Here is a 21,086-nt window from a genome sequence, read left to right as displayed (position 1 = left end):
TCGGGTGACCCCCGGCTCGCGTGGGCTAGCGTGGGGCCCGTGCGGTACCTGGTGCATGCCGAGCAACGGCAGTTCTCCTTGCGGGACAAGGACGCCTGGCGTCCCGGCGACGGCGGATGGACCGACGAGGCGGTGTCCGCGCACCGCGTGGCGGTAGAGCCGTCGTCGCTCTCCGTGGCGACCGCGCGCTCCGATTGGGTCGAGGTCGACGTGGCGGTCGGCACGGCGATACCGCCGGTGCGGCCGGACGCGTCCCACGTCGTGGAAGCCGACCTCGACGTCCCCGGCGGCGAGGCGACGCTGTCCGGTCCCGCCGATTACGCCCGGCAGGAGCACCGGATCGCGGTACCGCCCGGCCGGTACCGAGTCCGAGTGTCCTATGTGGAAAGCGGACCGCCGGACGCCGAATGGCACGACCACGAGTTCGGCGAGCATTTCCGGTACGTGCTGGACCTGTGGCCGTCCGCCGAGGCCGCCCCGGTCGCGGTGCTGCGCCAGGGCGCCGGGGTCTGGGACGGCTGATATCCCGTTGGCGGCGCGCGGCCGGTGACGGCAGACTCGGCGGCATGCAGTGGATCACCACCGAGATCGGCGAAGAGTTCGTGCGCGGTGCACTTGAGCTGGAACGCACGCCGCAGGGCTTGCTGCCGCACCGGCTCGCCGCACGGGCGCGGGCGCAGAACACCGACAGCAGGCTCGCGCTGGCCGAGAGCCAGCCGTCCGGCGTGCGGCTGGCGTTCCGCACTGAATCGACGGCCATCGAACTGGACACCCACCGCACGAAGGTCGGCTACGTGGGCCTGCCGTCCCTGCCGGACGGCGCGTACGACCTGGTGCTGAACGGTCGCCCGGCGGGCTCCGCCACGGTGTCGGGCGGCGACGAACTGATCCTCGACATGATGACCGGATCCGGCGAAACCCGTCCCGGCCCGCCCGGCACGGTCCGGTTCTCCGACCTGCCTTCGGGCGTCAAGGATGTCGAGATCTGGTTGCCGTACAACGAAACCACCCGCTTGGCCGAGCTCCGCACCACTGCCCCGGTTTCTCCGCTGCCGCCCGCGCGGCGCGTCTGGCTCCACCACGGCAGCTCGATCAGCCAGGGCACCGGTGCGGCCGGGCCGTCCCAGACGTGGGCCGCGCTGGCCGCCGCGACGGCCGGGGCGGACCTGGTCAACCTGGGCTTCAGCGGGAGCGCGCTGCTGGATCCGTTCACCGCACGGGCGATGCGGGACACCCCCGCCGATCTGATCAGCGTGAAGCTGGGAATCAACGTGGCGAACGCCGACCTGATGCGGCGGCGCGCTTTCGGCCCGGCCGTGCACGGGTTCTTGGACACGATCAGGGAGGGGCATCCGGAGGTCCCGCTGGTCGTGATCTCGCCTTGGCTGTGCCCGATCCACGAGGACACGCCAGGTCCGGGCGCGCCGGATTTCAGCGACGGGACGCTCCGGTTCAAGGCGATCGGGGATCCGGCGTCGGTGGCCGAGGGGAAGCTGACGTTGAAGGTCATCCGGGAGGAACTGGCGCGGATCGTGACGGCCCGGGAGGATCCGCGGTTGTCTTACGTGGACGGGCTTTCGCTTTACGGGGAAGAGGATTTCGCCGCGCATCCGCTGCTGGACGCGCTGCATCCGGACGCGGCTACGCATCGGTTCGCGGGGGAACGGTTCGCCAAGCAGGTGTTCGGACCGGGCGGTCCCTTCGCGGGCTGAGGCGCGCTGCTAGTTTTCGAACCATGGCGGACCACACTCTCCGGGCGAAGCTGACCGACTCCGGCAGCGGCGTCCTGCTCTTCGGCATCACCCCGCCCCGCCTCAGCACTTCCCCCGAGCGGATCCGGGAGATCACCGCCGCCACCCTCGCCCGGCTCGGCGACCTCGACGTCGACGGCCTCGCCCTCTACGACATCGACGACGAGAGCGACCGCAATCCCGAGGAGCGGCCGTTCCCCTACCTGCCGACCCTCGACCCGGCCGCCTACCACGCCGACTATCTCAGCGAGTGGGACCGTCCGGCGGTGATCTACCGGTGCGTCGGCAAGTACCCCGGGGACGAGCTGCGGGACTGGCTGCGGACCGCCGACACCGAGCGGGTGCTGTCCGTCTTCGTCGGGGCGTCCTCGAAGAACAAAGACGTCCGGACCCGTCTGTCCGAGGCCCAGGAACTGCGCCGCGAAGTACGCCCGGACCTGCTGCTCGGCGGGGTCGCCATCACCGAGCGGCCCGACGAGCACCTGCGGCTGATCGCCAAACAGCAGGCCGGCTGCGCGTACTTCATCTCGCAGGTGGTCTATAGCGCCGACGCGGCCAAGAGCATGGTCTCCGACTACTTCTACGCCTGCCGCGACCAGCAGCTCGAACCCAAGCCGGTCCTGTTCACCCTGTCGGTCTGCGGGTCGGCGAAAACGCTGGCGTTCCTGAAGTGGCTCGGCGTCGGTGTCCCGCGCTGGCTGGAGAATTCCCTGCGCCACGCGGACGACACGCTGGCCGAGTCCTACGAGCAGTGCCTGGCCAACGCCCGCGACCTGGCCGGTTTCTGCCGCAAGCTCGGCATGCCGTTCGGCTTCCTCGTGGAGAGCGTGTCCATCCGCAAGGTCGAGATCGAGGCGTCGGTGTCTCTCGCGAAGGAAGTGAGCGCGTTGCTCGGCCGGACGGCTACAGCGGATCCAGCGCGGTGATCTTCCACTGTCCGTCGGTGCGATGCGCGGTCACGGACAGCTGCCCGACCGACGATTGAGGCGCGCCGCCGCCCGGCAGGATCGTTTGCTGGTCAAGGAAAAGCAGCAGGCTCGCGTCGTCGCCGTGCAGGGAGCGGACTCCGATCGCGCGGACAGTCGTGGTCCGGACGAGTTTTTCGTTCGTCGCGCGTTGGCGGGCCGCGGCGAATTGGCTTTGGTACTGGCCTACTGCCGAGCCGGCGAGGACGTCGCCCGCGGCACGAGCGGTGCGGTCCAGGTTCGCGTAGTCGTAGGAGAAAACCGCCTTGACCGCGGCGCTGACCTGGTCGGTGACCTGAGACGTCGCGACGGGGTCGACCATCGCTTCGTCGTCTTCCGGTTGCAGCAACGACGCTTGCACTCCGAACCACACCGCGCACGCCAGCGCGACCGCGGCCACGCCGGCGGCGATCGTCCGCCGGTTCACGAGCCCACCGCCTGGATGCCGCCGATCTTCCACGCGTCGCCGTCGCGCGCGAAGTCCACGGCCAGGCGGGCCTGTTTCGCCAAGGGCGCGCCGTCTCCAGTGCTCACACGGACATTCAGGACCGCGATCAGCCGCGCGGTGCCTGCCGAAGGGTTCAGGTCGGTGACAGCGGCCTGAACCAAGGAGGCCGTCGACACGGTTTTGGTGCGTTTGGCGCGGTCGATCTGCATCTGCCGGTCGCCGGAGAGGTCTTTGCCGTATTGCCCGGTGGTCACGTCGATCCAGCGGCCTACGTCGACGGCGCTGGTGCGGTAGTCGATTGTGTTGAGCGTGACCAGATCCGTGCTCGCTGCGGCCAGCACGGCGTCCCGGGCCCGGCCGCGGGCGAGGCTGTCGTCCTGTGCCGCGCTCCACCACGACCAGCCGAACCAGGCGGCGGCCAGCACCGCGACGACGGCCAGTGCGGTCAGCACCCGCGCGGTCAGGAAGGGCTGCCCCGCGACAACCTCGTCGGCGGCATCGCCAGTGTCAACAGCCATCACGAACCGCCCAGCAACGCCGCGAGCCCGCCCTTCAGCGGCGCGGTCAACTGCCCCAGCAAGCCCGGCAACAGCTGCTGCGAACCCTGGTCCGAAGGCGCGGAAGCCTTGGGCGCGGCCGGAATCGCGGGCGGCTTCCCCGCGTACGGCGCGTTCTGCGCACCCCGCACCTCAGTCGGGCTGCCCGGCGGCTCCGCGCAGTAAGCGTTCATGTTGACCGGCGCTTCGCTCGTGTCGTTGGCCGGACGCTGTTTCGTGCCCTCGTACCCCTTCGTGCACGAATGCGGGTCGAAGAAGTTGAACACCACGCCCAGATGCCCAGTGCCGTCCGGCGAGGTCGTCGGCGAGAACGCCGAAATCACCGGGTATGCCACCAAAAGCTCCTCGATGGCGTCCTTCCGCATCGAGGTGACCTGCGCGGTCGTGAGCGAGTTCGCGAACAGCACCCCGAGGTCGGTCCCGGACGTCGCGAGCACGTCGCTGATCTGCCGGCTCAGCTGCGGAGCCTCGTCGATCACCTTGCGGATAGCCGGATCCGACGATTTCAGCTGACCGGCGATCGTCTTCAGCCCGGACGCGAACGCCGTGATGTTCTGCGCCTGCCGTTCCTGCGTGGCGAAGACCGTGCGCGAATTCGCCAGCAACCCCTGCGTGTCCGGCACGTACTGCGCGGCCGTCGCGGTGAGAGAACTGGTGCTGTCCAACAGTTTCTGCAGCTGCGGCCCGGAACCGGCGAAGGCGTCGTACGTCTCGTCCACCACGGTCTTCAACGACTCCGGATGGACGCTCGCGACCAGGCCGTCGAGATGGGTCAGCACCGAATCCGGCGTCGCGGGCAGCGACGTGCGGTCCTGCGTGATCACCGCGCCGTCCTCCAGGTACGGCCCGGATTCGCGGTCCGGCAGCAGGTCCACGAACTGCTCCCCCACCGCGGACCGGTTCGCGACCTGCGCGTGCAGCGCGGACGGGATGTCCGGGCCGCCGGAGTCGATGTCGAGCCGGACGTCGATGCCGTGCGGGGTGAGCGTCATGGCCCCGACCCGGCCGACCGTGACGCCGCGGTAGGCGACCTCGGAGTTGACGAAAACCCCGCCGGAGTCGGCGAGCTTCAGCGTCACGTGATAGCCGCGGTTGCCGAAAATCCGGTCGAGACCGGCGTAATGCCCGCCCGCGTACGCCACCGAGACGATCGCGATCGCGAAGAACACCAGCAGCTGGATCCGAACCTTGCGCGTGTTCATCAGCCGCCTCCCACCAGACCGCCGAGCAACCCGCCCAGCACCCCGCCGTAACCCGGTTTCGCTCCGCCCGTGACCGGCGTGTTGGGCAGCGGCAACGGCAGCTGCGGCATCCCTTGGCCGCCGGCGGGCGGAGCGTTCCCGGGCGCCTGCGACGTCGACGGCGTCGGCAGCTGGAACGGCGGCTGCGACGAGTTCGTGAAGTTCTGCACCAGCTTGTCGAGATCCAGGTTGATCCGCGCGTCGACGTTCGCGTAGTCGCCCTTGATCACGTTGCCCGCGTAGTCCGGGAACGGATACGTGAGCAGGATCCGCAGCGCGTTCGGCAGGTCCTTGCCCGCCGCGCTGAGCTGGCGCAGCGTCGGCTCCAGCGCCTTGAGGTTCGCGATGAGCTGGTCCCGGCTGCGGTTCACCGTGTCGACCGCGACGCCGGACAGCTTGTTCAGCGAGTTCAGCATCGCTACCAGCTGGTCGCGCTGATCGGCGACGATCTTCAGCCCCGGCGCAAGCTTGTCCAGCGCGGTGGCGAGGTTCTGCTTCTGCCCGACGAGCGTGGTCGACAGCTTGTCCAGCCCGTCGATCGCACGCAGGATTTCGCCCTTGTGCCCGTCCAGCTGGGTGGCCAGTTCGTCCACTCGGGACAGCAGCGCGCGCATCTGCGGTTCGTTGCCGGACAACGCGTCGTTGAGTTCTCGGCTGATGTTCTGCAGCTGGTCGACGCCACCGCCGTTGAGCAGCAACGACAGCGCGCCCAGCACCTCTTCTATCTCCGGATTGCGGTTCGTGCGCCCGAGCGGGATCTGCGCCCCGTCGGCGAGCTTGCCGGACGGCTTCTCCGCGGTCGGCGCACTCAGCTGCACGAACTTCTCGCCGAGCAGACTGGATTGCCGCAGCTCGGCGCGCGCGTTGGCGGGCAGCTGGACGTCGCCGTTCACCGTCATCGACACGAGCGCGGACCGCGTGTCCGGGGTGAGCGCGATCCGGTCGATCCGGCCGACCGCGACGTCGTTCACCTTCACGTTCGCCTGCGGCACCAGGTCCAGCACGTCGGTGAACAAAGCGGTTACGTGGTACGGATGATCGCCGACGTCCGGGCCGCCGGGCAACGGCGTCGAATACAGCCCGTTGAACCCGCCGTCGCTGCACCCGGCGAGCACCAGCACGCCGGCGAGCACGCCCGCCAGCCGTTTGCGGAGGCGTTTCACTTGCCACCTCCGGGTTTCTGCGTCAGCACGTCCGACAGCGGCAGCGGCAACGGCGGCAACTGGCCGTTCTGCAAGGAGTTCAGCGCCTGCGGAATGGACGGCAGCTTGAGCGTGCCGTCGAGCACCGGCGCGAGCTTCTTGCAGATACTGCCGAGAGTGTCCGGAAGCGGCTTCGGCGTGCCCGCGCTGATCAACCGGCAGATGGTGAGAATCGGCGGGTTGGTGATCTCGTTCAGGTTGTCGCGCACCGCGATCGTGCCGGACGCCGCGTCGTAGGTGTTGATGAAGTTCGTCGCGCCGGTCGGCGCGATGTCGAGCACCTCGGCGAGCGAAGCCCGTTGGTCCACCAGCACCTTCGTGAGCGACGCCAGTTTGGCCACATTGGACGAAAGCCCGTTTTTGTTGTCCGCCACGAACTGTTTCACGTCCTGCAGCGACGTGGACAGCGAATCCAGCGCGGCCCCGACGTCGTGCGAATCGTCGGCGAGGAACCCGCTGACGTCCGCGAGCCGCTGGTAGAACTCGTTCAGCTGACTGTCGCTTTGGGACAGTGCGGAGGTGAAGGAGTTCAGGTTCTTCACCGTGGAGAACAGGTCGTCCTTGGAATCGTCGAGCGTGCCGGCCAGATCGGCCAGCCTGGTGACGGTCGAGTTCAGGTCCTTGCCGTTGCCCTTGAGGTTGGCCGCGGCGGTGTCCAGCAGGTCGGAGAACGCGCCGTTTTTGTTGGCCCCGTTGGGTCCGAGCGCGGTGGACAGCTTGTCGAGGCTCGCGTAGAGGTCGTCCAGTTCGACCGGTGTCGCGGTTTTGTCGCGCGCCAGCACGGTTCCGCTCGCGAGCGTCGGGCCGCTGTCGTACGACGGCGTCAGCTGCACGTACCGGTCGCTCACCAGGCTCGGCGACACGACCACCGCGCCAACGTCTTTCGGGATCGGGACGTCGTCGTTGACTTTCATGTCGACCCGCACCGCTTGGCCTTCCGGCGTCACCGCAGTGACCTCGCCGACCGCAACGCCCAGCACGCGCACGGACGAACCGGCGTACAGGCCGACGGTCTTGCCGAAGTACGCCGAGATTTTGGTGCCACCGGTGTCGCGCAGCACCAGGTAGATCCCCGCGGTGAGCAAAAGCGCGGCCACACAAGCGAATCCAAGCCAGGTAACGAGGCTCCGCCCTGCTCGAGTTTCGACAGTCATCGTCCACCCACCCCCTGGTCAGGTGCGGAGATCGGCGGCGTACAGCCCTCCGGATTGATCGATATCCCGCCCGCCGTGATCGTCGGCGGCAGCAACCCGCACAGGTACCCCTCGAACCAGCGCCCGTTGCCGGTCGCGTTCGCGCCGACCCGGGCGAACGGGGCCATCAGCTGCAGGCTCCGGTCGAGGTTGCCCTGGTTGCGCTGCAGCACGTCGGTGACCTTCCCGAGCGCGGCGAGCGTCGGCCCGATCTGCGTGCGGTTGTCCGCGACCAGCCCGGAGAGCTGCTTCGAGATCTCCTGCGTCCCCTTGAGCAGCGTGCTGATCTGCTCACGGCGCTGCTGCAATTCGGTCAGCAGCAGATTGCCGTCGCTGATCACCTGCTGCAACTGGGCGTTCCGGTCGGACAGAGTCTTCGAGATCTTGCTGGTGTTGGACAGCAGCGCGTGCAGATCGGCATCGCGCGAGGACACCGTCTTCGACAACGCCGACAGCCCGGACAGCGTGTCCTTCAAGTACTGCGGACTGTCCTTGAGGGAATCCGACAACGCGGTGAAACTCTGCGCCAGCTGTTTGGTGTCGATGTCGCCGACGGTCGTGGACAGCTGGTTGAACGCGTCCTGCAACTGGAACGGCGTCCGCGTGCGCTGCACCGGGATCGTGTCGCCGGGCGTCTGCGTGCCGCCGCCCTTCGTGTCCAGCGCGAGGTACTTCTCCCCCAGCAGCGTCTTGATCTCGATCGACGCCGTGGACGCGTCGCCGACCCGCACGCCCTTCACCCGGAACTTCACGAGCACCTGTTTGTGCCCCAGTTCCACCGAAGTCACCTGCCCGACCTTGACGCCGGCCACCTGCACCTCATTGTCCGGCGCGAGCCCGGCGGACTCGGCGAACGCCGCGGTGTAGGTGGTGCCGTTGCCGAACATCGGGATGCTATCGGAAAAATACGTCACCGCGGTGATCAGCACGATGAGCACGAGCGTCACCGCGCCGACGCTGGCCTGGTTCCGGTCCTTGAGTCGCTTCACGGGCCACACCTCGGCGCGCGTTCGGTACCGGGGACCGGAACGATCGGCAGCGTCACGTCCAGCGACGAAATGCCGATGGTGCCTTCGATCCCGCACAGGTAGTAGTTGAACCAGCTGCCGTAGCTCAGGGTCCGGGTGAACTTCTCCAGGTTCCCCGGCAGCACCTGCAGCAGGTGCTCGATGAGCGGCTGCGAATCGTTGAGGTTGTTCGACAGCTTCCCGAGCTGGGCCACGTCCTGCTGCACGACGGGACGGGCGTCGGCGAGCAGGCCCGCGGTCGCGTTGGTCAGGTCGCCCAGCGCGCCCACCGCGTCGCCGATCGGCTTGCGCTGCTCGGCCAGGCCGCTCACCAGCCGCTGTGTCTGGTCGATGAGGTCCCCGAGCTGCGGGCCGCGCGCGTTGACCGTGCTGAGCACCTGGTTGAGGTTGTCGATGACCTGCCCGATCACCTTGTCCTTGCCCGCGATCGCCGACGTGATCGACGCGGTGTGCGACAGCAGGCTGGTGATCGTGCCGCCCTCGCCCTGGAACACCTGCACGATCTCGGCGGAAAGCTGGTTGACCTCCTTCGGGTCCAGCGCCTTGAACAGCGGCTTGAACCCGTTGAACAGCACGGTCAGGTTGAGCGCCGGCTTGGTCCGCTCCGGCGGGATGGTGTCGCCGGGAGACAGCAGGTCGCCACCGCTGACGTCGGTGCCGAGCGAGAGGTAGCGCTGGCCGACGAGGTTGCGGTACTTGATGGTCGCGGTGGCGAGCGAGGGCAGCTTGTACGCCGATTCGACGAGGAACCGCACCTCGGCGTAGTTCTGCTCGCCCTGGTCGACCCCGATCGTCTCGACCTGGCCGACCTTCACGCCGGAGATCCGCACGTCGTCGCCGGCCTGAAGCCCGGACGCGTCGGTGAACTTCGCGGCGTAGGACGCGGTGTTGCCGAAGTTCGTGTTCGCGATCGTGGTGGCGAGGACCCCGGTGAGCAGCACGGTGACCACGGCGAAAATGCCGATCTTGATCAGCGCGGGAACGAACGACCTCATTTCAGCTCCACCTCCGCCCCGCGGTACAGCGGCCCGACCAGCAGCCCCGACCAGCCCGGCACGTTGTCCGGAGTGGTGTTCAGCGTCGGCGAGACCAGCAGGTCGAGCAGCTTCTGCTCGTCGGCCGACCCGACGATGCTCGACGCGCCGCCGGTCGATCCGGACCCGCCGGGCAGCGGGCCGTTGGTGAAGTCGCTGGGCAGCGTGCCGTCCGGATTGTGCGGCGGAGCGGGTTTGCTCGCCCCGTCCTTCACCGCGCCGTCGGGCGGATACTGCGGCCAGTGCCCGGGTTTCGGCACCTGCGGATAGCAGCGCGGGCCGCGTTTGTCGTCGTACTTCGGCTCGTCGACGCCGGGCAGGTACTTGCCGCGGCTCGCCGAGAACTCGATCGTCACGCGGCTGACCTCCGGATGCGCGGTGCCCTTGCCGAACGCCAGCTCCGCGTTCGGCACCGTCCCGGCCAGCTGCTTGAACAGGCACGGGTATTCCGGCGCGTACTTCGCGAGCACGTCGAGCGTGGGCTGCACGGCGGTGGTGAGGCGGATGATGTTGTCCTTGTTGACTTCCAGGAAGCGCGTCAGGTCCGTGGCGGTGCCGGTGACCGAGGAGTACAGATCGGTCAGCCCGCGCTGTTTCTCCACGACGGTCTGCGTCGTCGTGGTGAGGTCCGCGAGCGCCTGCAGCGCGTCCGGCGCGGCCTTGTCGTAGATGCCGGAAACGTTGGCCAGCCCGGTGATGTCGGCCTTGAGGTCGGGCAGCGACGGGTTGAGCTTGCCGAGGTAGTCCGAGAGCTGGGTCAGCGTCTCGCCGAGCTTCTTGCCGCGTCCGTCGAGCGCGGTCGACACGGCGTTGAGCGTGCTGGAAAGCTTTTCCGGCTGCACCGCCTGCAGCAGCGGCATGACGTGGTTGAGCACCTGCTCCAGCTCGATGGCGGTGCTGCTGCGGTCCTGCGGGATGACGTCGCCCGCTTTGATCGGCCGCTGCGCCTGCTCGGGCAGCTGGAGCGCGACGTACCGTTCGCCGAACAGGGTTTTCGGCAGCAGCCGCGCCGAGACGTTCGACGGGATCACGTCGGTCTTGTCCGGCTGCAGCGCCAATTCCAGCTCCGCGTGGTCGCCGACCGGCCGCACGTCGCGGATCTCGCCGACGAGCATGCCGCGCACCTTCACGTCGCCGCCGACGCGCAGCTGGCTGCCGACGTGGTCGGTCTCCAGCTTCACGAGCGTGACCGGCGTGAACACCTTGCGGTAGGCGGCGATCGTGGTGGTGAAGAACAACGCCGCCACGACCAGGAAGACCAGGCCCAGCAGCTGGTACTGGAGCCGTTTGCGCAACTCTCGACGGGTACTCATCCGGATATCCGCACTGTCGTGTTCGCGCCCCAGATCGCGAGGCTCAGGAAGAAGTCCAGCACCGAGATCAGCACGATCGACGTCCGCACCGCACGGCCCACCGCGATGCCCACCCCGGCCGGCCCGCCGGACGCGGTATAGCCGTAATAGCAATGGGAAAGGATCACCAGCACGCTGAACACGATCACCTTGGCGAACGACCACAGCACGTCCTCCGGCGGGAGGAACAGCGTGAAGTAATGGTCGTACGTACCGGCGGACTGGCCGTAGAGCCAGATGGTGATCTGCCGCGACGCGAGATACGAGGACAGCAGGCCCACCGCGTACAGCGGAATCACCGCGGTGACGCCAGCAAGCACGCGCGTGGTGACGAGGTACGGCATGCTCGGCACGGCCATCACTTCGAGCGCGTCGATCTCTTCGGAGATCCGCATCGCGCCGAGCTGAGCGGTGAAACCGCAGCCGACTGTCGCCGACAACGCGAGCCCGGCCGACAGCGGCGCGACCTCCCGAGTGTTGAAGTAGGCCGAAATGAACCCGGTGAGCGCGGCGGTGCCGAGCTGGTTCAGCGCCGAATAGCCTTGCAGGCCCACGATGAGACCGGTGAACAGCGTCATCCCGATCATCACGCCGAGCGTCCCGCCGATCACCGCGAGACCGCCGGTGCCGAAGCAGACTTCGGTGAGCAGCCGCGTGGTTTCGCGGCCGTAGCGGCGGATCGTGCGCGGCGACCAGGCGAGCGCCCGGCCGTAGAACGACAGCTGTTTCCCGAGTCCCTCGAGACTCGCGCCGGGGCGCGCGATGATCTCCAGCGTCCGGTCGGACGCGCGCGTCTGCTCGATCGGTTCGGCCGTCATGTCACAACGCCTTCGGGGGCACGACTTTGAGGTACACGGCGGTCAGCACGACGTTGATCAGGAACAGCAGCAGGAAGGTGATCACCACCGCCTGGTTCACCGCGTCGCCGACGCCCTTCGGCCCGCCCGCCGGGTTCAGCCCGCGGAACGCCGCGACCACTCCCGCGACGAAGCCGTACAGGAACGCCTTGATCTCGCTGATCCAGAGGTCCGGCACCTGCGCTAGCGCGTTGAAGCTGGCCAGGTACGCGCCGGGCGTGCCGCCTTGCAGTACCACGTTGAAGAAGTAGCCGCCGAGCACGCCGACCACGCTGACCAGGCCGTTGAGCAGCACCGACACCACGATCGCGGCGAGCACCCTCGGCACCACGATGCGCTGGATCGGGTTGACGCCGAGCACTTCCATCGCGTCGATTTCTTCGCGGATCTTGCGCGCGCCGATGTCGGCACAGACCGCGCTTCCTCCCGCTCCGGCCACCAGCAGCGCGGTGATCAACGGGCTCGCCTGCTGCACGATGGCGAGCGCGCTGGCCGCGCCGGTGAAGGACTGCGCGCCGATCTGCGTGGTCAGCGATCCCAGCTGCAGCGCGATGACCGCGCCGAACGGGATCGCGACCAAGGCCGTCGGAAGAATGGTCACGCTCGCGAAGAACCAGCACTGCTGGATCCATTCGCGGAACTGGAACGGACGCTTGAAAATCGCCCGCAGGACCTCCCAGGACAGCGTGGCGAGCCTGCCGACCTGAGTCAGCGCCGCGGTGCCCGGGAGAGTGACCGAGCCGCTTCCGCCCACCGCACCTCCCAGTAGTCACCCCCGAGTCTTGCCCATCCCCGCCCGCCGATTTCGGTTAGCGGTGTTCACTCCCGTCCCTTCGCGCCCCAGCCGTCACCCTAGGCTCACCAGCCGCGGGCGATCCTCACAATTTCAACGCATGCGTGGCGGTGGCCCCGCCGTCGGCGACGAACTCGCTGCCCGTGCAGTACGAACTCTCGTCGCTGCCGAGGAACACCAGCAGCGGCGCGATCTCGTCGGCGCGGCCCACCCGGCCGAGCGCGACCTTCTTGCCCACCCAGGACACGTCCACGTCCGCGCCCGCGGCGTCGGACACCATTTTCGTGTCGATCATGCCCGGATGCACCGAGTTGACCCGGATCCCGCGCGCGCCCAGCTCCAGCGCGGCGACCTTGGTCATCCCGCGGATCGCGAACTTGGTCGCGGTGTAGGCGACGAGGAACGGCATCCCGGCCAGACCCTCCACAGAGGACACGTTGACGATGGAGCCGCCGCCGGCCCCCGCCATCGGTTCAACGACCGAGCGCATGCCGAGAAACGCCCCGATCTGGTTGATCCGCACGACGCGTTCGTATTCGGCCAGCGGCGTCTTCGCGAGTTCCGAAAAGTACAGCACCCCGGCGTTGTTGACCAGCACCGTCGGCGCACCGAATTCAGTCACCGTGCGGTCGACCGCGGCCGTCCAGCCGTCTTCGTCGCTGACGTCGAGATGGCAGAACACCGCCGATTCGCCGAGTTCGGCGGCGAGCGCCTTGCCTTCTTCGTCGAGGACGTCGGCGATCACCACCTTGGCGCCCTGCGCGACGAACGCGCGCGCGGCCGCCGCGCCCTGCCCGCGTGCTGCTCCGGTGATCAAGGCGACTTTGCCGGCCAACCGGTCCTCGGTCATGCGTCCTCCGGGTTCAGGGCAGCGAAAGCAGATCGGTCGCGGCGAACATCCGCTCCGGGTCGCGGTCGGCGAAGTGCGCGCCGACTGTCGCAGCGAGTTCGCCGGTGGTCCAGGCGCCGTTGGCGGTATCGAACCGCTCCTCCACCGACGGCGGCTTCAGCAACGCGACCATGCCGCCGTGCACGACGAAAACCTGACCGTTGATAGCGTCCGCGTCCGGCGAGGCGAGGAATGCGACAAACGGAGCAACGTGCTCTACCGACAACGGATCGAGCCCGTCCTTGGGTGCTTCGCCGAAGACATCCGCGGTCATCGCGGTGCGAGCGCGCGGGCAGATCGTGTTGGCGCGCACGCCGTATTTCGCCAGCCCGCGCGCCGCGGACATGGTGAGCGCCGCGATGCCCGCCTTGGCCGCCGAGTAGTTGGGTTGGCCCGGCGAACCGACCAGGAACGCCTCGGACGCGGTGTTCACCAGCCTGCCGTACACCGGCTGTCCCTCCATTTTGGAGCGATCGCGCCAGTACGCGGCGGCGTTGCGGGACAGCAGGAAATGCCCGCGCAGGTGCACCGCGATGACCTTGTCCCAGTCCTCGTCGGACATCGAGAACAGCATCCGGTCGCGGAGCACGCCCGCGTTGTTCACGACGATGTCAAGACTGCCGAAATGGTCGACCGCGGCCGACAGCAGCTCCTTCGCGGTTTCGGCCGCCGAGACGTCTCCAGCCACGGCGAGCGCTTTGCCGCCTTGCTGTTCGATCTCGGCCACCACATCGGTCGCCTCGCCGATGTCGTTGACCACGACGGCCGCGCCTTCGCGGGCCAGCGCGAGCGCTTCGGCCCGTCCCAGCCCCGCTCCGGCGCCGGTGACGACTGCGACTTTGCCTTCGAGCGTCATCGGACCGCCTCAACCCGGTCGTCGCTCGTGTTCCCTACGGCCGATCCCACCCGCGAGCCTCCTCGTCGAAGCCTGCCTGTCGCAGCACAGACTAGAATCTGTTCTCGTATTGAGCAAGCCCCGATCAACCGGTCGTGAACAGGGCGTTCTTCGGGCAGTTCGTCACCGCTTGCGAAACACGTTCTACTTCGTCCTCCGGAACCGGCCCGATCACCAGGTTCTCGTCGTCGTCGAGATCGAAGACCTCCGGCGCGAACCCCACGCACACCGCGTTGGCCTCGCACAGCGTCCGGTCGACACTGACCTCCATGCTTCCTCCCGCTCGCCGCTCCTGGTACAACTAGAACAGGTTCTAGCTTACCGCCGGGGCCCGGTACGACACCACAACGAGACCGGCGGGGTGGAGGTGACGGGTGCGGATCGACTATACGAAGCAGCAGCAGGCGCTGGCCGCCGAGCTGCGGGAATACTTCGCCGAACTGATGACTCCGGCGCGGCGGGAAAGTCTCGCCGCGCCCGGCGGCGAGTACGGCGACGGCTTGGCGTACAAGGAAATCGTCCGGCAGCTCGGCAAGGACGGCTGGCTCGCGCTCGGCTGGCCGCGCGAGTACGGCGGCCAGGACCGGAGCATGCTCGACCAGCTGGTCTTCACCGACGAGGCGGCGGTCGCCGGGGTGCCGGTGCCGTTCCTGACGGTGAACACGGTCGGCCCGACGATCATGCGGTTCGGCACGCCGGACCAGAAGGCGTTCTACCTGCCGAAGATCGCCGCCGGCGAGCTGCATTTCGCGATCGGCTACTCCGAGCCGGGCGCGGGCACGGACCTCGCCTCGCTGCGCACGCGGGCTACCCGCGACGGCGACGAGTACGTGGTCAACGGGCAGAAAATGTGGACCAGCCTGATCGAGTACGCCGACTACGTGTGGCTCGCCGCGCGCACTGATCCGGAGGCGCGCAAGCACAAGGGCCTGTCGATCCTGATCGTGCCGACCTCCGCGCCGGGCTTTTCCTGGACGAAGGTGCACACCGTCGCCGGGCCCGGCACCAGCGCGACCTACTACGACGACATCCGCGTGCCGGTCACGTCGCGCGTCGCCGAGGAGAACGCGGGCTGGCCGCTGATCACCAACCAGCTCAACCACGAACGCGTCGCGCTGACCTCCGCCGCGCCAGTGCGGAAAGCGCTGGCCGACGTCGTGGAATGGGCCCGCGCGGAGTCGCTGACCGACCGCGAATGGGTCCGGACGCACCTCGCGCGCGTGCACGCGTGTGCCGAGTACCTGAAGCTGCGGAACTGGAAGATCGCCTGGGCCGCCGCGGCCAGCGAACTCGGCCCGGCCGAGGCGTCGGCGACCAAGGTGTACGGCACCGAGATGGCGATCGAGGCGTACCGGCTGCTGATGGAGGTGGTCGGCGCGGCCGCCGTGGTGCGCGACGGCTCCCCCGGCGCGGTGCTCGCGGGACGGCTGGAACGGCTGCATCGTTCGGCGTTGATCCTCACTTTCGGCGGCGGCACCAACGAGGTGCAGCGCGACATCGTCGCCGCCACCGCCCTCGGCCAGCCCGTGACGCGTTAAGGAGTTCTCCCGGTGGACTTCTCTCTCACCGAAGCACAAAACGACCTCTCCGCCCTTGCCCGGCGCATCCTCGGCGACCAGGTCACCGCGGAATCGCTGGGCCCGCACGGGTCCGGCGGCTTCGACGCTCCACTATGGACGGTCTTGGCCCGTTCCGGAGTCCTCGACGCCGCCCTGCCCTCGACCGTCGGCGGCGGCGGTTTCGGGTTGCTGGAACAGTGTTCTGTCCTGATCGAGATCGGCCGCGCGGTCGCCCCGGTCCCCTACCTGTCGTCTGTCGTCCAGGCTGGCTCGGTCCTCACCGATCCGTTGCTGGCCGAGCGATGGCTGCTTCCGGTTTCGCGCGGCAAGGCCGTACTCGCTGTCGCTCTGGGCGGATCCTTCGTCGCTTCAGACGGACGCCTCACCGGTACGCAAACCGCAGTCCCCTTCGCAGCCTTCGCGGACGCCTTACTCGTCGAAGCCAACGACGGCGTGTACATCGTCGAGAAGGACGCTGTTGGCGTCTCTATCGAAGCGCAGTCCACCACTGACCACGCCGACGCTGGTTTGGTGACGCTTTCCGACACCCCCGGAGTCGCTCTCGGCGATGTCGGCGAGCAGTTGCGTCTTCGCGGCACTCTCGGTGCTTGCGCGCAACAGTTGGGCGTCTTGGAACGCGCGCTTGAGATGACGGCTGCGTACACGCGTGAACGCAAGCAGTTCGACAAGGTGCTGGGCAGCTTCCAAGCCGTCCGACACCGTCTCGCCGATGCGTACATCGACGTCGAAGCCGTACGGCTGACGCTGTGGCAGGCAGCCTGGAAACTCTCCGAAGGCCTGCCTGCCACCGCTGACGTGGCCACAGCGAAGTTCTGGGCCGCCGAAGCCGGACACCGCGTCGCGCACACCGCTGTGCACCTGCACGGCGGCGTCGGCATCGATGTCGAGCACCCCGTGCACCGCTACTTCGCCGCTGCGAAGCGCCTGGAGTTCACCAGCGGCGGTGCGACCGAACAGCTGTTGGGCCTCGGCGAACTGGTGGTCAGTCCAACGGCGTGATGTGCCGCAGCCGACGCGGTCCGGTATCCGGCCGCGTCGGCGGTGCGCCCACCACCAACCGCGCGTTGGCGACAAACGCCCCGTCCGGCGACGCGAGGATCGGATCCAACGCCAGCGACCGCACCTCGGGGTTGTCCTCCGCGAGCGCCGCGACGCGCAACACCATGTCCTGCAACGCCGCGAGGTCCGCAGGCTCGTCACCGCGATACCCCGTCAGCAACGGCGACGTACGCGGCTCACGGATCAGCGTCGCCGCGTCGACATCTGTCAACGGCACCGCCCGGTACGCGCGGTCCCCGAGCAGCGTGCTGACCAACCCGGACAGCCCGAACGACACGAGCGTGCCGAACGACGGGTCGTCCTGCAGCCCGATCGCGCACGACAAACCCTTCGGTGCCATCCGTTGCACGTACACGTCTTCGTCGCCCGAGACCGCACACAGATCCCGGTACGCACCGCGTACGGAGTCTTCGGACATCAGGTCCAGCCGTACGCCAGCGAAATCGGGCCTTCCGCGCAACCTCTCGTCGACGGCCTTGAGCGTGACGGGATACCCAAGCTCAGCCGCCGCGGCCACTGCTTTCTCTTCGCTGGACGCCACCCGGAACGGCACCACATCCACGCCGTAGCAGCTGAGCAACCGCACCACGTCGTCGTCAGACAACAGCGTCGAACTGCCGTCCTCCGGCAACAACTCGCGCACGATCTCTTGCGCCTGTTCGACATGCAGACCGCCAGGCCGCACCAACGTCCCCTGCGGCCGCTGTCGCCACGCGGCATACCGCACCACGCGCGCCAACGCGTTCACCGCGCGCTCCGGGCTCGAATACGACGGAATCGACCCACGCGTCGGCACTCCGTCGTCGGAGAGCACCGCCAACTCGTCCGGTACGCCTTCCGCAGCGAGGAATGTCGAGACGATCGGCTTCGACTGCTTCATCTCCGACACCGCTTCGCGCAACGCTCGCGCGTACGCAGCCCCAGGAATCGCCACCGGCGGCGCGAAGACCGCTATCAACGCGTCAGTGTCCGGCGAATCCAACGCCTCCCGCACCGCCGTAGCGAACTCGTCCGGCCCAGCCTGCGGCCCGATGTCGACCGGATCGAACGCCAGCCGCAACCCCTCCGCACGAGCGGTATCGGCGGCCAGCAACCCGATCGCACTCGAATTCCCGACAATCCCGATCCGCGGCCCAGCAGGCAACGGCTGATGCGCGAACACGAGCGCCGTGTCGAACAACTGCGCCAACGACTCGACCCGCACGACGCCAGCCTGCTCGAACAACGCCTGCACACTGGCCTCGTCGACCTCCGCCGACGTCGCCGCGAGCTGCGGCCGCACCGCATGCCGCCCGGATTTCACCGCCACGATCGGCTTCGACCGCGCCAGCCTCCGCGCGAGCCGCGCGAACTTGCGCGGGTTGCCGAACGACTCCAGATACAGCAACACCAGGTCGGTATCCGGGTCAGTTTCCCAATACTGCAGCAAGTCATTGCCGGAAACATCCGCCCGGTTGCCCGCCGACACGAAGGTCGACAACCCCAGCCCGCGCGACCCCGCGTCCGCGAGAATCGCCGTCCCGAGCGCGCCGGACTGACAGAAGAACCCAGTCCGCCCGCGCTTCGGCAACCGCGGCGCGAGCGTCGCATTGAGCCGAACGTCCTTCGCGGTATTCAGCACGCCCAGCGCATTCGGCCCGACCACGCGCATCCCGTGCGCCCGCGCCTCGCCGACCAGCCGCAACTCCGCGTGCAACCCGAGCGGCCCGGACTCGGCGAACCCGCCGGACACGATCACGAGCGTCTTGACGCCCTTGGCCAGACAAGCGTCCAGCACGGATTCGACCGCCTCCGCGGGCACCGCCACCAGCGCGAGATCCACCGGATCCGGAATATCCAGCACGGACGGATACGCCCGCACCCCCCGAACCGACCGATGCTCCGGATTGACCGGATAGACGGCCCCCGCGAAATCCGCCGCCAGCATATTGGCGAACGCGACATGCCCGACCTTGGTGGGATCCGCCGACGCCCCGATCACCGCCACCGTGCCGGGATGGAGCAAATTGTGCACGCTCCGCGCCTCCGCGGCTTGCTCCCTCGACCGCGCGACCGCGAGCGATTCCTCTGTGGGGTCGATGTCGAACTCGAGATGCAGCACGCCTTCCTCGATCGCGCGGCTGACCTGGTAGCCCGCGTCGCGGAACACGCGCACCATCGCCGCGTTCTCGCTCAACACCTCGGCGACGAACCGCCGCAACCCGCTTTCCGACGCCGCCGCCGCGAGGTGCTCCAGCAGAATCGACCCGAGCCCGCGCCCCTGATGCTTGTCGTCGACGACGAACGCGACCTCCGCCGAAGGCCCCTGATCGAGCCGCTCGTAACGCCCCACGGCGACCACGTCGTCCCCCAGCAAGGCGACAAACGCGACCCGGTCGTGGTGGTCCACAGTGGAAAACCGCTCGAGATCCCGCGGCGGGATGCGGGGGTAGGCGCCGAAGTACCGGAAGTACCGGGTCCGCTCGGAAAGCCTGCCGTGCAACGCGACGAGCCCGTCGGCGTCACTGGGCACGACGGGTCGCAAGTGGACAGTGCCGCCGTCGGAGAGGACTACGTCGGCTTCCCAATCACGGGGGTAGTCGTAGGGATCGCGCTTCCCGTTTGGGGCAGGGGCTTCCGCCGCGGTGCCGTCGCTGGTCGGGGCGGAGTGCTTTGCCGCAGCTGCGCTGTCGCTCGCAGCAGCGGAATTGCCAGCCGAGGACCCGCTTCGGTGCTCCGCGACGGATGGGTTCCCGCCGCTCGCGGCGCGGCTGAGTTCGTCAGCCGAACCACCCGGTCCAGCAGCACCCGCGGCGGACCCACCGCCAGACCGCGGCGTGCCGCTCGCGCCAGATTCGCGGCCGAGCTCGTCAGCCGAACCACCCGGTCCGGCGGCACCCGTGGCGGACGCACCGCCAGTCGGCTGCGTGCCGCTCGCGCCGGATTCGCCCGCTGGACGGCGGGTGTCGCCGTCCGATGCCGGAGTGCCGGAGTTTTCGCCGGGATGGCGAGGCTGGTCGGGCATGGTCAGTCCCTCGGATCGTCCGGGTCGAGGCCGTGCAGCGGGAAGATCGCGCGGCGGGTGTCGCGGATCGCGATGTCCACCGGGTCGTCCGCGTCGTCGCCCCACGGTTTGAAGGCGGTGTCCGCGCCGTCGGTCATCGCGGCGGGGAGATCGGCCGCCGGGGCAGCGCGTTGGACCGTCGAGACCCAGCCGGGCGGGAGCGGCGTTTCCGCCGGGACGTCGCGGTCCAGCACAGTCGCCATCAGGTGCGTCCACGAACGCGGCACCACGCGGATCAGCTGGTATCCCCCGCCGCCGACGGCCAGCCAGCGGCCGTTCGCATAGCGTTCGGCCAGGTCGCGCAGGGTGGAATAGATGGTGCGGTGGCCGTCGACCGACAGGGACATGTCCGCCATCGGGTCTTCCTCGTGCGAGTCGACCCCGCACTGTGTGACGAGCAGCTGCGGCTGGAACTGTTGCAGCACAGCCGGAACCACCGCGTCGAACGCCCGCAGCCAACCGGGATCCCGAGTGTGCGGCGGCAGCGGGACGTTCACCGCCGTGCCGGCCGCCTTGCCCTTGCCGACCTCGGCGGAGTAGCCGGTGCCGGGCCAGAGCGTGAACGGGTGCTGGTGCATCGAAACAGTCAGGACGCGCGGGTCGTCGTAAAACGCGGCCTGGACGCCATCGCCGTGGTGCACGTCGGTGTCGACGTACGCGATGCGGTCGAAGCCGTGGTCGAGCAGCCACGAGATGGCGATCGCGCAGTCGTTGTAGATGCAGAACCCGGACGCGTGATCGCGCATCGCGTGGTGCAGCCCGCCCGCGATGTTGACCGCCCGCCGCACCTCGCCGTCGGCGATCTTGCGTGCGGCGAGCAACGTCGAGCCCACGACCAGCGCGGTCGCGTCGTGCATCCCGGGGAACACGGGGTTGTCGTCGGTCCCGAGCCCGTGCCCGACGTCCCAACCGACGTTCGGAGCCTCCCGCACGGCGGCCAGGTACTCGGGCGCGTGCACTCGCAGCAGTTCCTCGTCGCCCGCTGCGGTGGGTACGAGCAGTTCGACGCCGTCGAGCACGCCCAGCTCGGTCGCGAGCCGCACGGTGAGATCGAGCCGGACGGGGTTGAACGGATGTTGCCCGCCCAGGTCGTACTTCAGCAGCGACGGATCCCAGACAACTGCAGGCGACGACATGCCCCGCACTGTACTTCCCCGCCGCGCCCCGAGCCGGGTTTCGCGGCGGGGCTCAACTCGACC

Annotated in this window: 19 protein-coding genes and 1 pseudogene; 5 read left to right on the top strand and 15 right to left on the bottom strand. The window is 68.5% G+C overall.

Features of this window, described 5'->3' with window-relative positions:
- The first annotated feature begins 39 nt into the window (after positions 1-39).
- Genes ACZ7OI_RS29505 through ACZ7OI_RS29495 form a run of 3 tightly spaced genes read left to right on the top strand, consistent with a single transcriptional unit; the run spans position 40 to position 2,677 of the window.
- A complete protein-coding gene (locus tag ACZ7OI_RS29505; RefSeq protein ID WP_470267397.1) occupies positions 40-522 on the top strand; it encodes a hypothetical protein in 483 nt (160 codons plus the stop codon).
- 44 nt (positions 523-566) lie between these two features.
- Positions 567-1,712 (top strand): SGNH/GDSL hydrolase family protein, encoded by a 1,146-nt coding sequence (locus ACZ7OI_RS29500; RefSeq protein WP_470267396.1) that lies wholly within the window; start codon positions 567-569, stop codon positions 1,710-1,712.
- 23 nt (positions 1,713-1,735) lie between these two features.
- A complete protein-coding gene (locus ACZ7OI_RS29495; RefSeq protein ID WP_470267395.1) occupies positions 1,736-2,677 on the top strand; it encodes a methylenetetrahydrofolate reductase in 942 nt (313 codons plus the stop codon).
- On the opposite strand, the gene ACZ7OI_RS29490 is transcribed toward ACZ7OI_RS29495, so the two are convergent.
- The 13 genes from ACZ7OI_RS29490 to ACZ7OI_RS29430 all read right to left on the bottom strand — a co-directional run bounded on the left by ACZ7OI_RS29490 (position 2,655) and on the right by ACZ7OI_RS29430 (position 14,476).
- On the bottom strand, positions 2,655-3,143 hold the full coding sequence (locus ACZ7OI_RS29490; protein WP_470267394.1) for a hypothetical protein: 489 nt from the start codon (positions 3,141-3,143) through the stop codon (positions 2,655-2,657). The genes ACZ7OI_RS29495 and ACZ7OI_RS29490 overlap by 23 nt on opposite strands.
- Complete coding sequence (locus ACZ7OI_RS29485; RefSeq protein WP_470267628.1) at positions 3,140-3,628, bottom strand: hypothetical protein; 489 nt, start codon at positions 3,626-3,628, stop codon at positions 3,140-3,142. The genes ACZ7OI_RS29490 and ACZ7OI_RS29485 overlap by 4 nt, the downstream gene beginning before the upstream one ends.
- A gap of 53 nt (positions 3,629-3,681) precedes the next feature.
- Complete coding sequence (locus ACZ7OI_RS29480; RefSeq protein WP_470267393.1) at positions 3,682-4,923, bottom strand: MCE family protein; 1,242 nt, start codon at positions 4,921-4,923, stop codon at positions 3,682-3,684.
- A complete protein-coding gene (locus tag ACZ7OI_RS29475; RefSeq protein ID WP_470267392.1) occupies positions 4,923-6,125 on the bottom strand; it encodes an MCE family protein in 1,203 nt (400 codons plus the stop codon). The genes ACZ7OI_RS29480 and ACZ7OI_RS29475 overlap by 1 nt, the downstream gene beginning before the upstream one ends.
- The gene (locus tag ACZ7OI_RS29470) at positions 6,122-7,318 is read right to left on the bottom strand and encodes an MCE family protein (RefSeq protein WP_470267391.1); all 1,197 of its coding nucleotides are present in this window, start codon (positions 7,316-7,318) and stop codon (positions 6,122-6,124) included. Before ACZ7OI_RS29470 ends, ACZ7OI_RS29475 begins: the two co-directional genes overlap by 4 nt.
- On the bottom strand, positions 7,315-8,346 hold the full coding sequence (locus tag ACZ7OI_RS29465) for an MlaD family protein (protein ID WP_344267879.1): 1,032 nt from the start codon (positions 8,344-8,346) through the stop codon (positions 7,315-7,317). Before ACZ7OI_RS29465 ends, ACZ7OI_RS29470 begins: the two co-directional genes overlap by 4 nt.
- Positions 8,343-9,380, bottom strand: a complete 1,038-nt coding sequence (locus tag ACZ7OI_RS29460; RefSeq protein ID WP_470267390.1) for an MCE family protein — start codon at positions 9,378-9,380, stop codon at positions 8,343-8,345. Before ACZ7OI_RS29460 ends, ACZ7OI_RS29465 begins: the two co-directional genes overlap by 4 nt.
- Positions 9,377-10,732, bottom strand: coding sequence for an MCE family protein (locus tag ACZ7OI_RS29455; RefSeq protein WP_470267389.1), 1,356 nt, complete (start codon positions 10,730-10,732; stop codon positions 9,377-9,379). The genes ACZ7OI_RS29460 and ACZ7OI_RS29455 overlap by 4 nt, the downstream gene beginning before the upstream one ends.
- Positions 10,729-11,589, bottom strand: coding sequence for an MlaE family ABC transporter permease (locus ACZ7OI_RS29450; protein ID WP_009075203.1), 861 nt, complete (start codon positions 11,587-11,589; stop codon positions 10,729-10,731). The genes ACZ7OI_RS29455 and ACZ7OI_RS29450 overlap by 4 nt, the downstream gene beginning before the upstream one ends.
- Before the next feature lies 1 nt (position 11,590).
- Complete coding sequence (locus tag ACZ7OI_RS29445; RefSeq protein WP_344267887.1) at positions 11,591-12,382, bottom strand: MlaE family ABC transporter permease; 792 nt, start codon at positions 12,380-12,382, stop codon at positions 11,591-11,593.
- Positions 12,383-12,506: 124 nt separating this feature from the next.
- The gene (locus tag ACZ7OI_RS29440; protein ID WP_470267388.1) at positions 12,507-13,271 is read right to left on the bottom strand and encodes a glucose 1-dehydrogenase; all 765 of its coding nucleotides are present in this window, start codon (positions 13,269-13,271) and stop codon (positions 12,507-12,509) included.
- A 13-nt stretch (positions 13,272-13,284) separates the two neighbouring features.
- Positions 13,285-14,166, bottom strand: coding sequence for a 3-oxoacyl-ACP reductase (locus tag ACZ7OI_RS29435; protein WP_470267387.1), 882 nt, complete (start codon positions 14,164-14,166; stop codon positions 13,285-13,287).
- A gap of 124 nt (positions 14,167-14,290) precedes the next feature.
- Positions 14,291-14,476 carry a ferredoxin gene (locus tag ACZ7OI_RS29430; protein WP_116202111.1) on the bottom strand — a complete coding sequence of 62 codons (186 nt, stop codon included), beginning with the start codon at positions 14,474-14,476 and terminating at the stop codon, positions 14,291-14,293.
- 103 nt (positions 14,477-14,579) lie between these two features.
- Here ACZ7OI_RS29430 and ACZ7OI_RS29425 point away from each other — a divergent pair, with 103 nt between their 5' ends.
- Positions 14,580-15,743: an acyl-CoA dehydrogenase family protein gene (locus ACZ7OI_RS29425; RefSeq protein ID WP_470267386.1), complete on the top strand. Its 1,164-nt coding sequence runs from the start codon at positions 14,580-14,582 to the stop codon at positions 15,741-15,743.
- Between the two features lie 12 nt (positions 15,744-15,755).
- Positions 15,756-16,784: an acyl-CoA dehydrogenase family protein gene (locus ACZ7OI_RS29420; RefSeq protein ID WP_470267385.1), complete on the top strand. Its 1,029-nt coding sequence runs from the start codon at positions 15,756-15,758 to the stop codon at positions 16,782-16,784.
- Here the strand turns inward: ACZ7OI_RS29420 and ACZ7OI_RS29415 are convergent.
- Positions 16,768-19,437: pseudogene (locus ACZ7OI_RS29415) on the bottom strand (bifunctional acetate--CoA ligase family protein/GNAT family N-acetyltransferase); the annotation flags it as partial. The gene ACZ7OI_RS29420 and the pseudogene ACZ7OI_RS29415 sit on opposite strands and share 17 nt — an antisense overlap.
- A 413-nt stretch (positions 19,438-19,850) precedes the next feature.
- Positions 19,851-21,023 carry an acetoin utilization protein AcuC gene (locus tag ACZ7OI_RS29410; protein ID WP_470267384.1) on the bottom strand — a complete coding sequence of 391 codons (1,173 nt, stop codon included), beginning with the start codon at positions 21,021-21,023 and terminating at the stop codon, positions 19,851-19,853.
- Between the last annotated feature and the right edge of the window lie 63 nt (positions 21,024-21,086).

The organism is Amycolatopsis sp. NPDC114503 (assembly GCF_055633655.1).
Note: the sequence above shows the minus strand (reverse complement) of the source record. Positions and strands in the feature narration are given on the sequence as shown.

Bases quoted from the DNA above. Each gene is read 5' to 3' on its own strand.
- ACZ7OI_RS29500 (WP_470267396.1), top strand. From the start codon at position 567: ATGCAGTGGATCACCACCGAGATCGGCGAAGAGTTCGTGCGCGGTGCA.
- ACZ7OI_RS29495 (WP_470267395.1), top strand. From the start codon at position 1,736: ATGGCGGACCACACTCTCCGGGCGAAGCTGACCGACTCCGGCAGCGGC.
- ACZ7OI_RS29480 (WP_470267393.1), bottom strand. From the start codon at position 4,923: ATGAACACGCGCAAGGTTCGGATCCAGCTGCTGGTGTTCTTCGCGATC.
- ACZ7OI_RS29470 (WP_470267391.1), bottom strand. From the start codon at position 7,318: ATGACTGTCGAAACTCGAGCAGGGCGGAGCCTCGTTACCTGGCTTGGA.
- ACZ7OI_RS29460 (WP_470267390.1), bottom strand. From the start codon at position 9,380: ATGAGGTCGTTCGTTCCCGCGCTGATCAAGATCGGCATTTTCGCCGTG.
- ACZ7OI_RS29455 (WP_470267389.1), bottom strand. From the start codon at position 10,732: ATGAGTACCCGTCGAGAGTTGCGCAAACGGCTCCAGTACCAGCTGCTG.
- ACZ7OI_RS29450 (WP_009075203.1), bottom strand. From the start codon at position 11,589: ATGACGGCCGAACCGATCGAGCAGACGCGCGCGTCCGACCGGACGCTG.
- ACZ7OI_RS29440 (WP_470267388.1), bottom strand. From the start codon at position 13,271: ATGACCGAGGACCGGTTGGCCGGCAAAGTCGCCTTGATCACCGGAGCA.
- ACZ7OI_RS29435 (WP_470267387.1), bottom strand. From the start codon at position 14,166: ATGACGCTCGAAGGCAAAGTCGCAGTCGTCACCGGCGCCGGAGCGGGG.
- ACZ7OI_RS29430 (WP_116202111.1), bottom strand. From the start codon at position 14,476: ATGGAGGTCAGTGTCGACCGGACGCTGTGCGAGGCCAACGCGGTGTGC.
- ACZ7OI_RS29410 (WP_470267384.1), bottom strand. From the start codon at position 21,023: ATGTCGTCGCCTGCAGTTGTCTGGGATCCGTCGCTGCTGAAGTACGAC.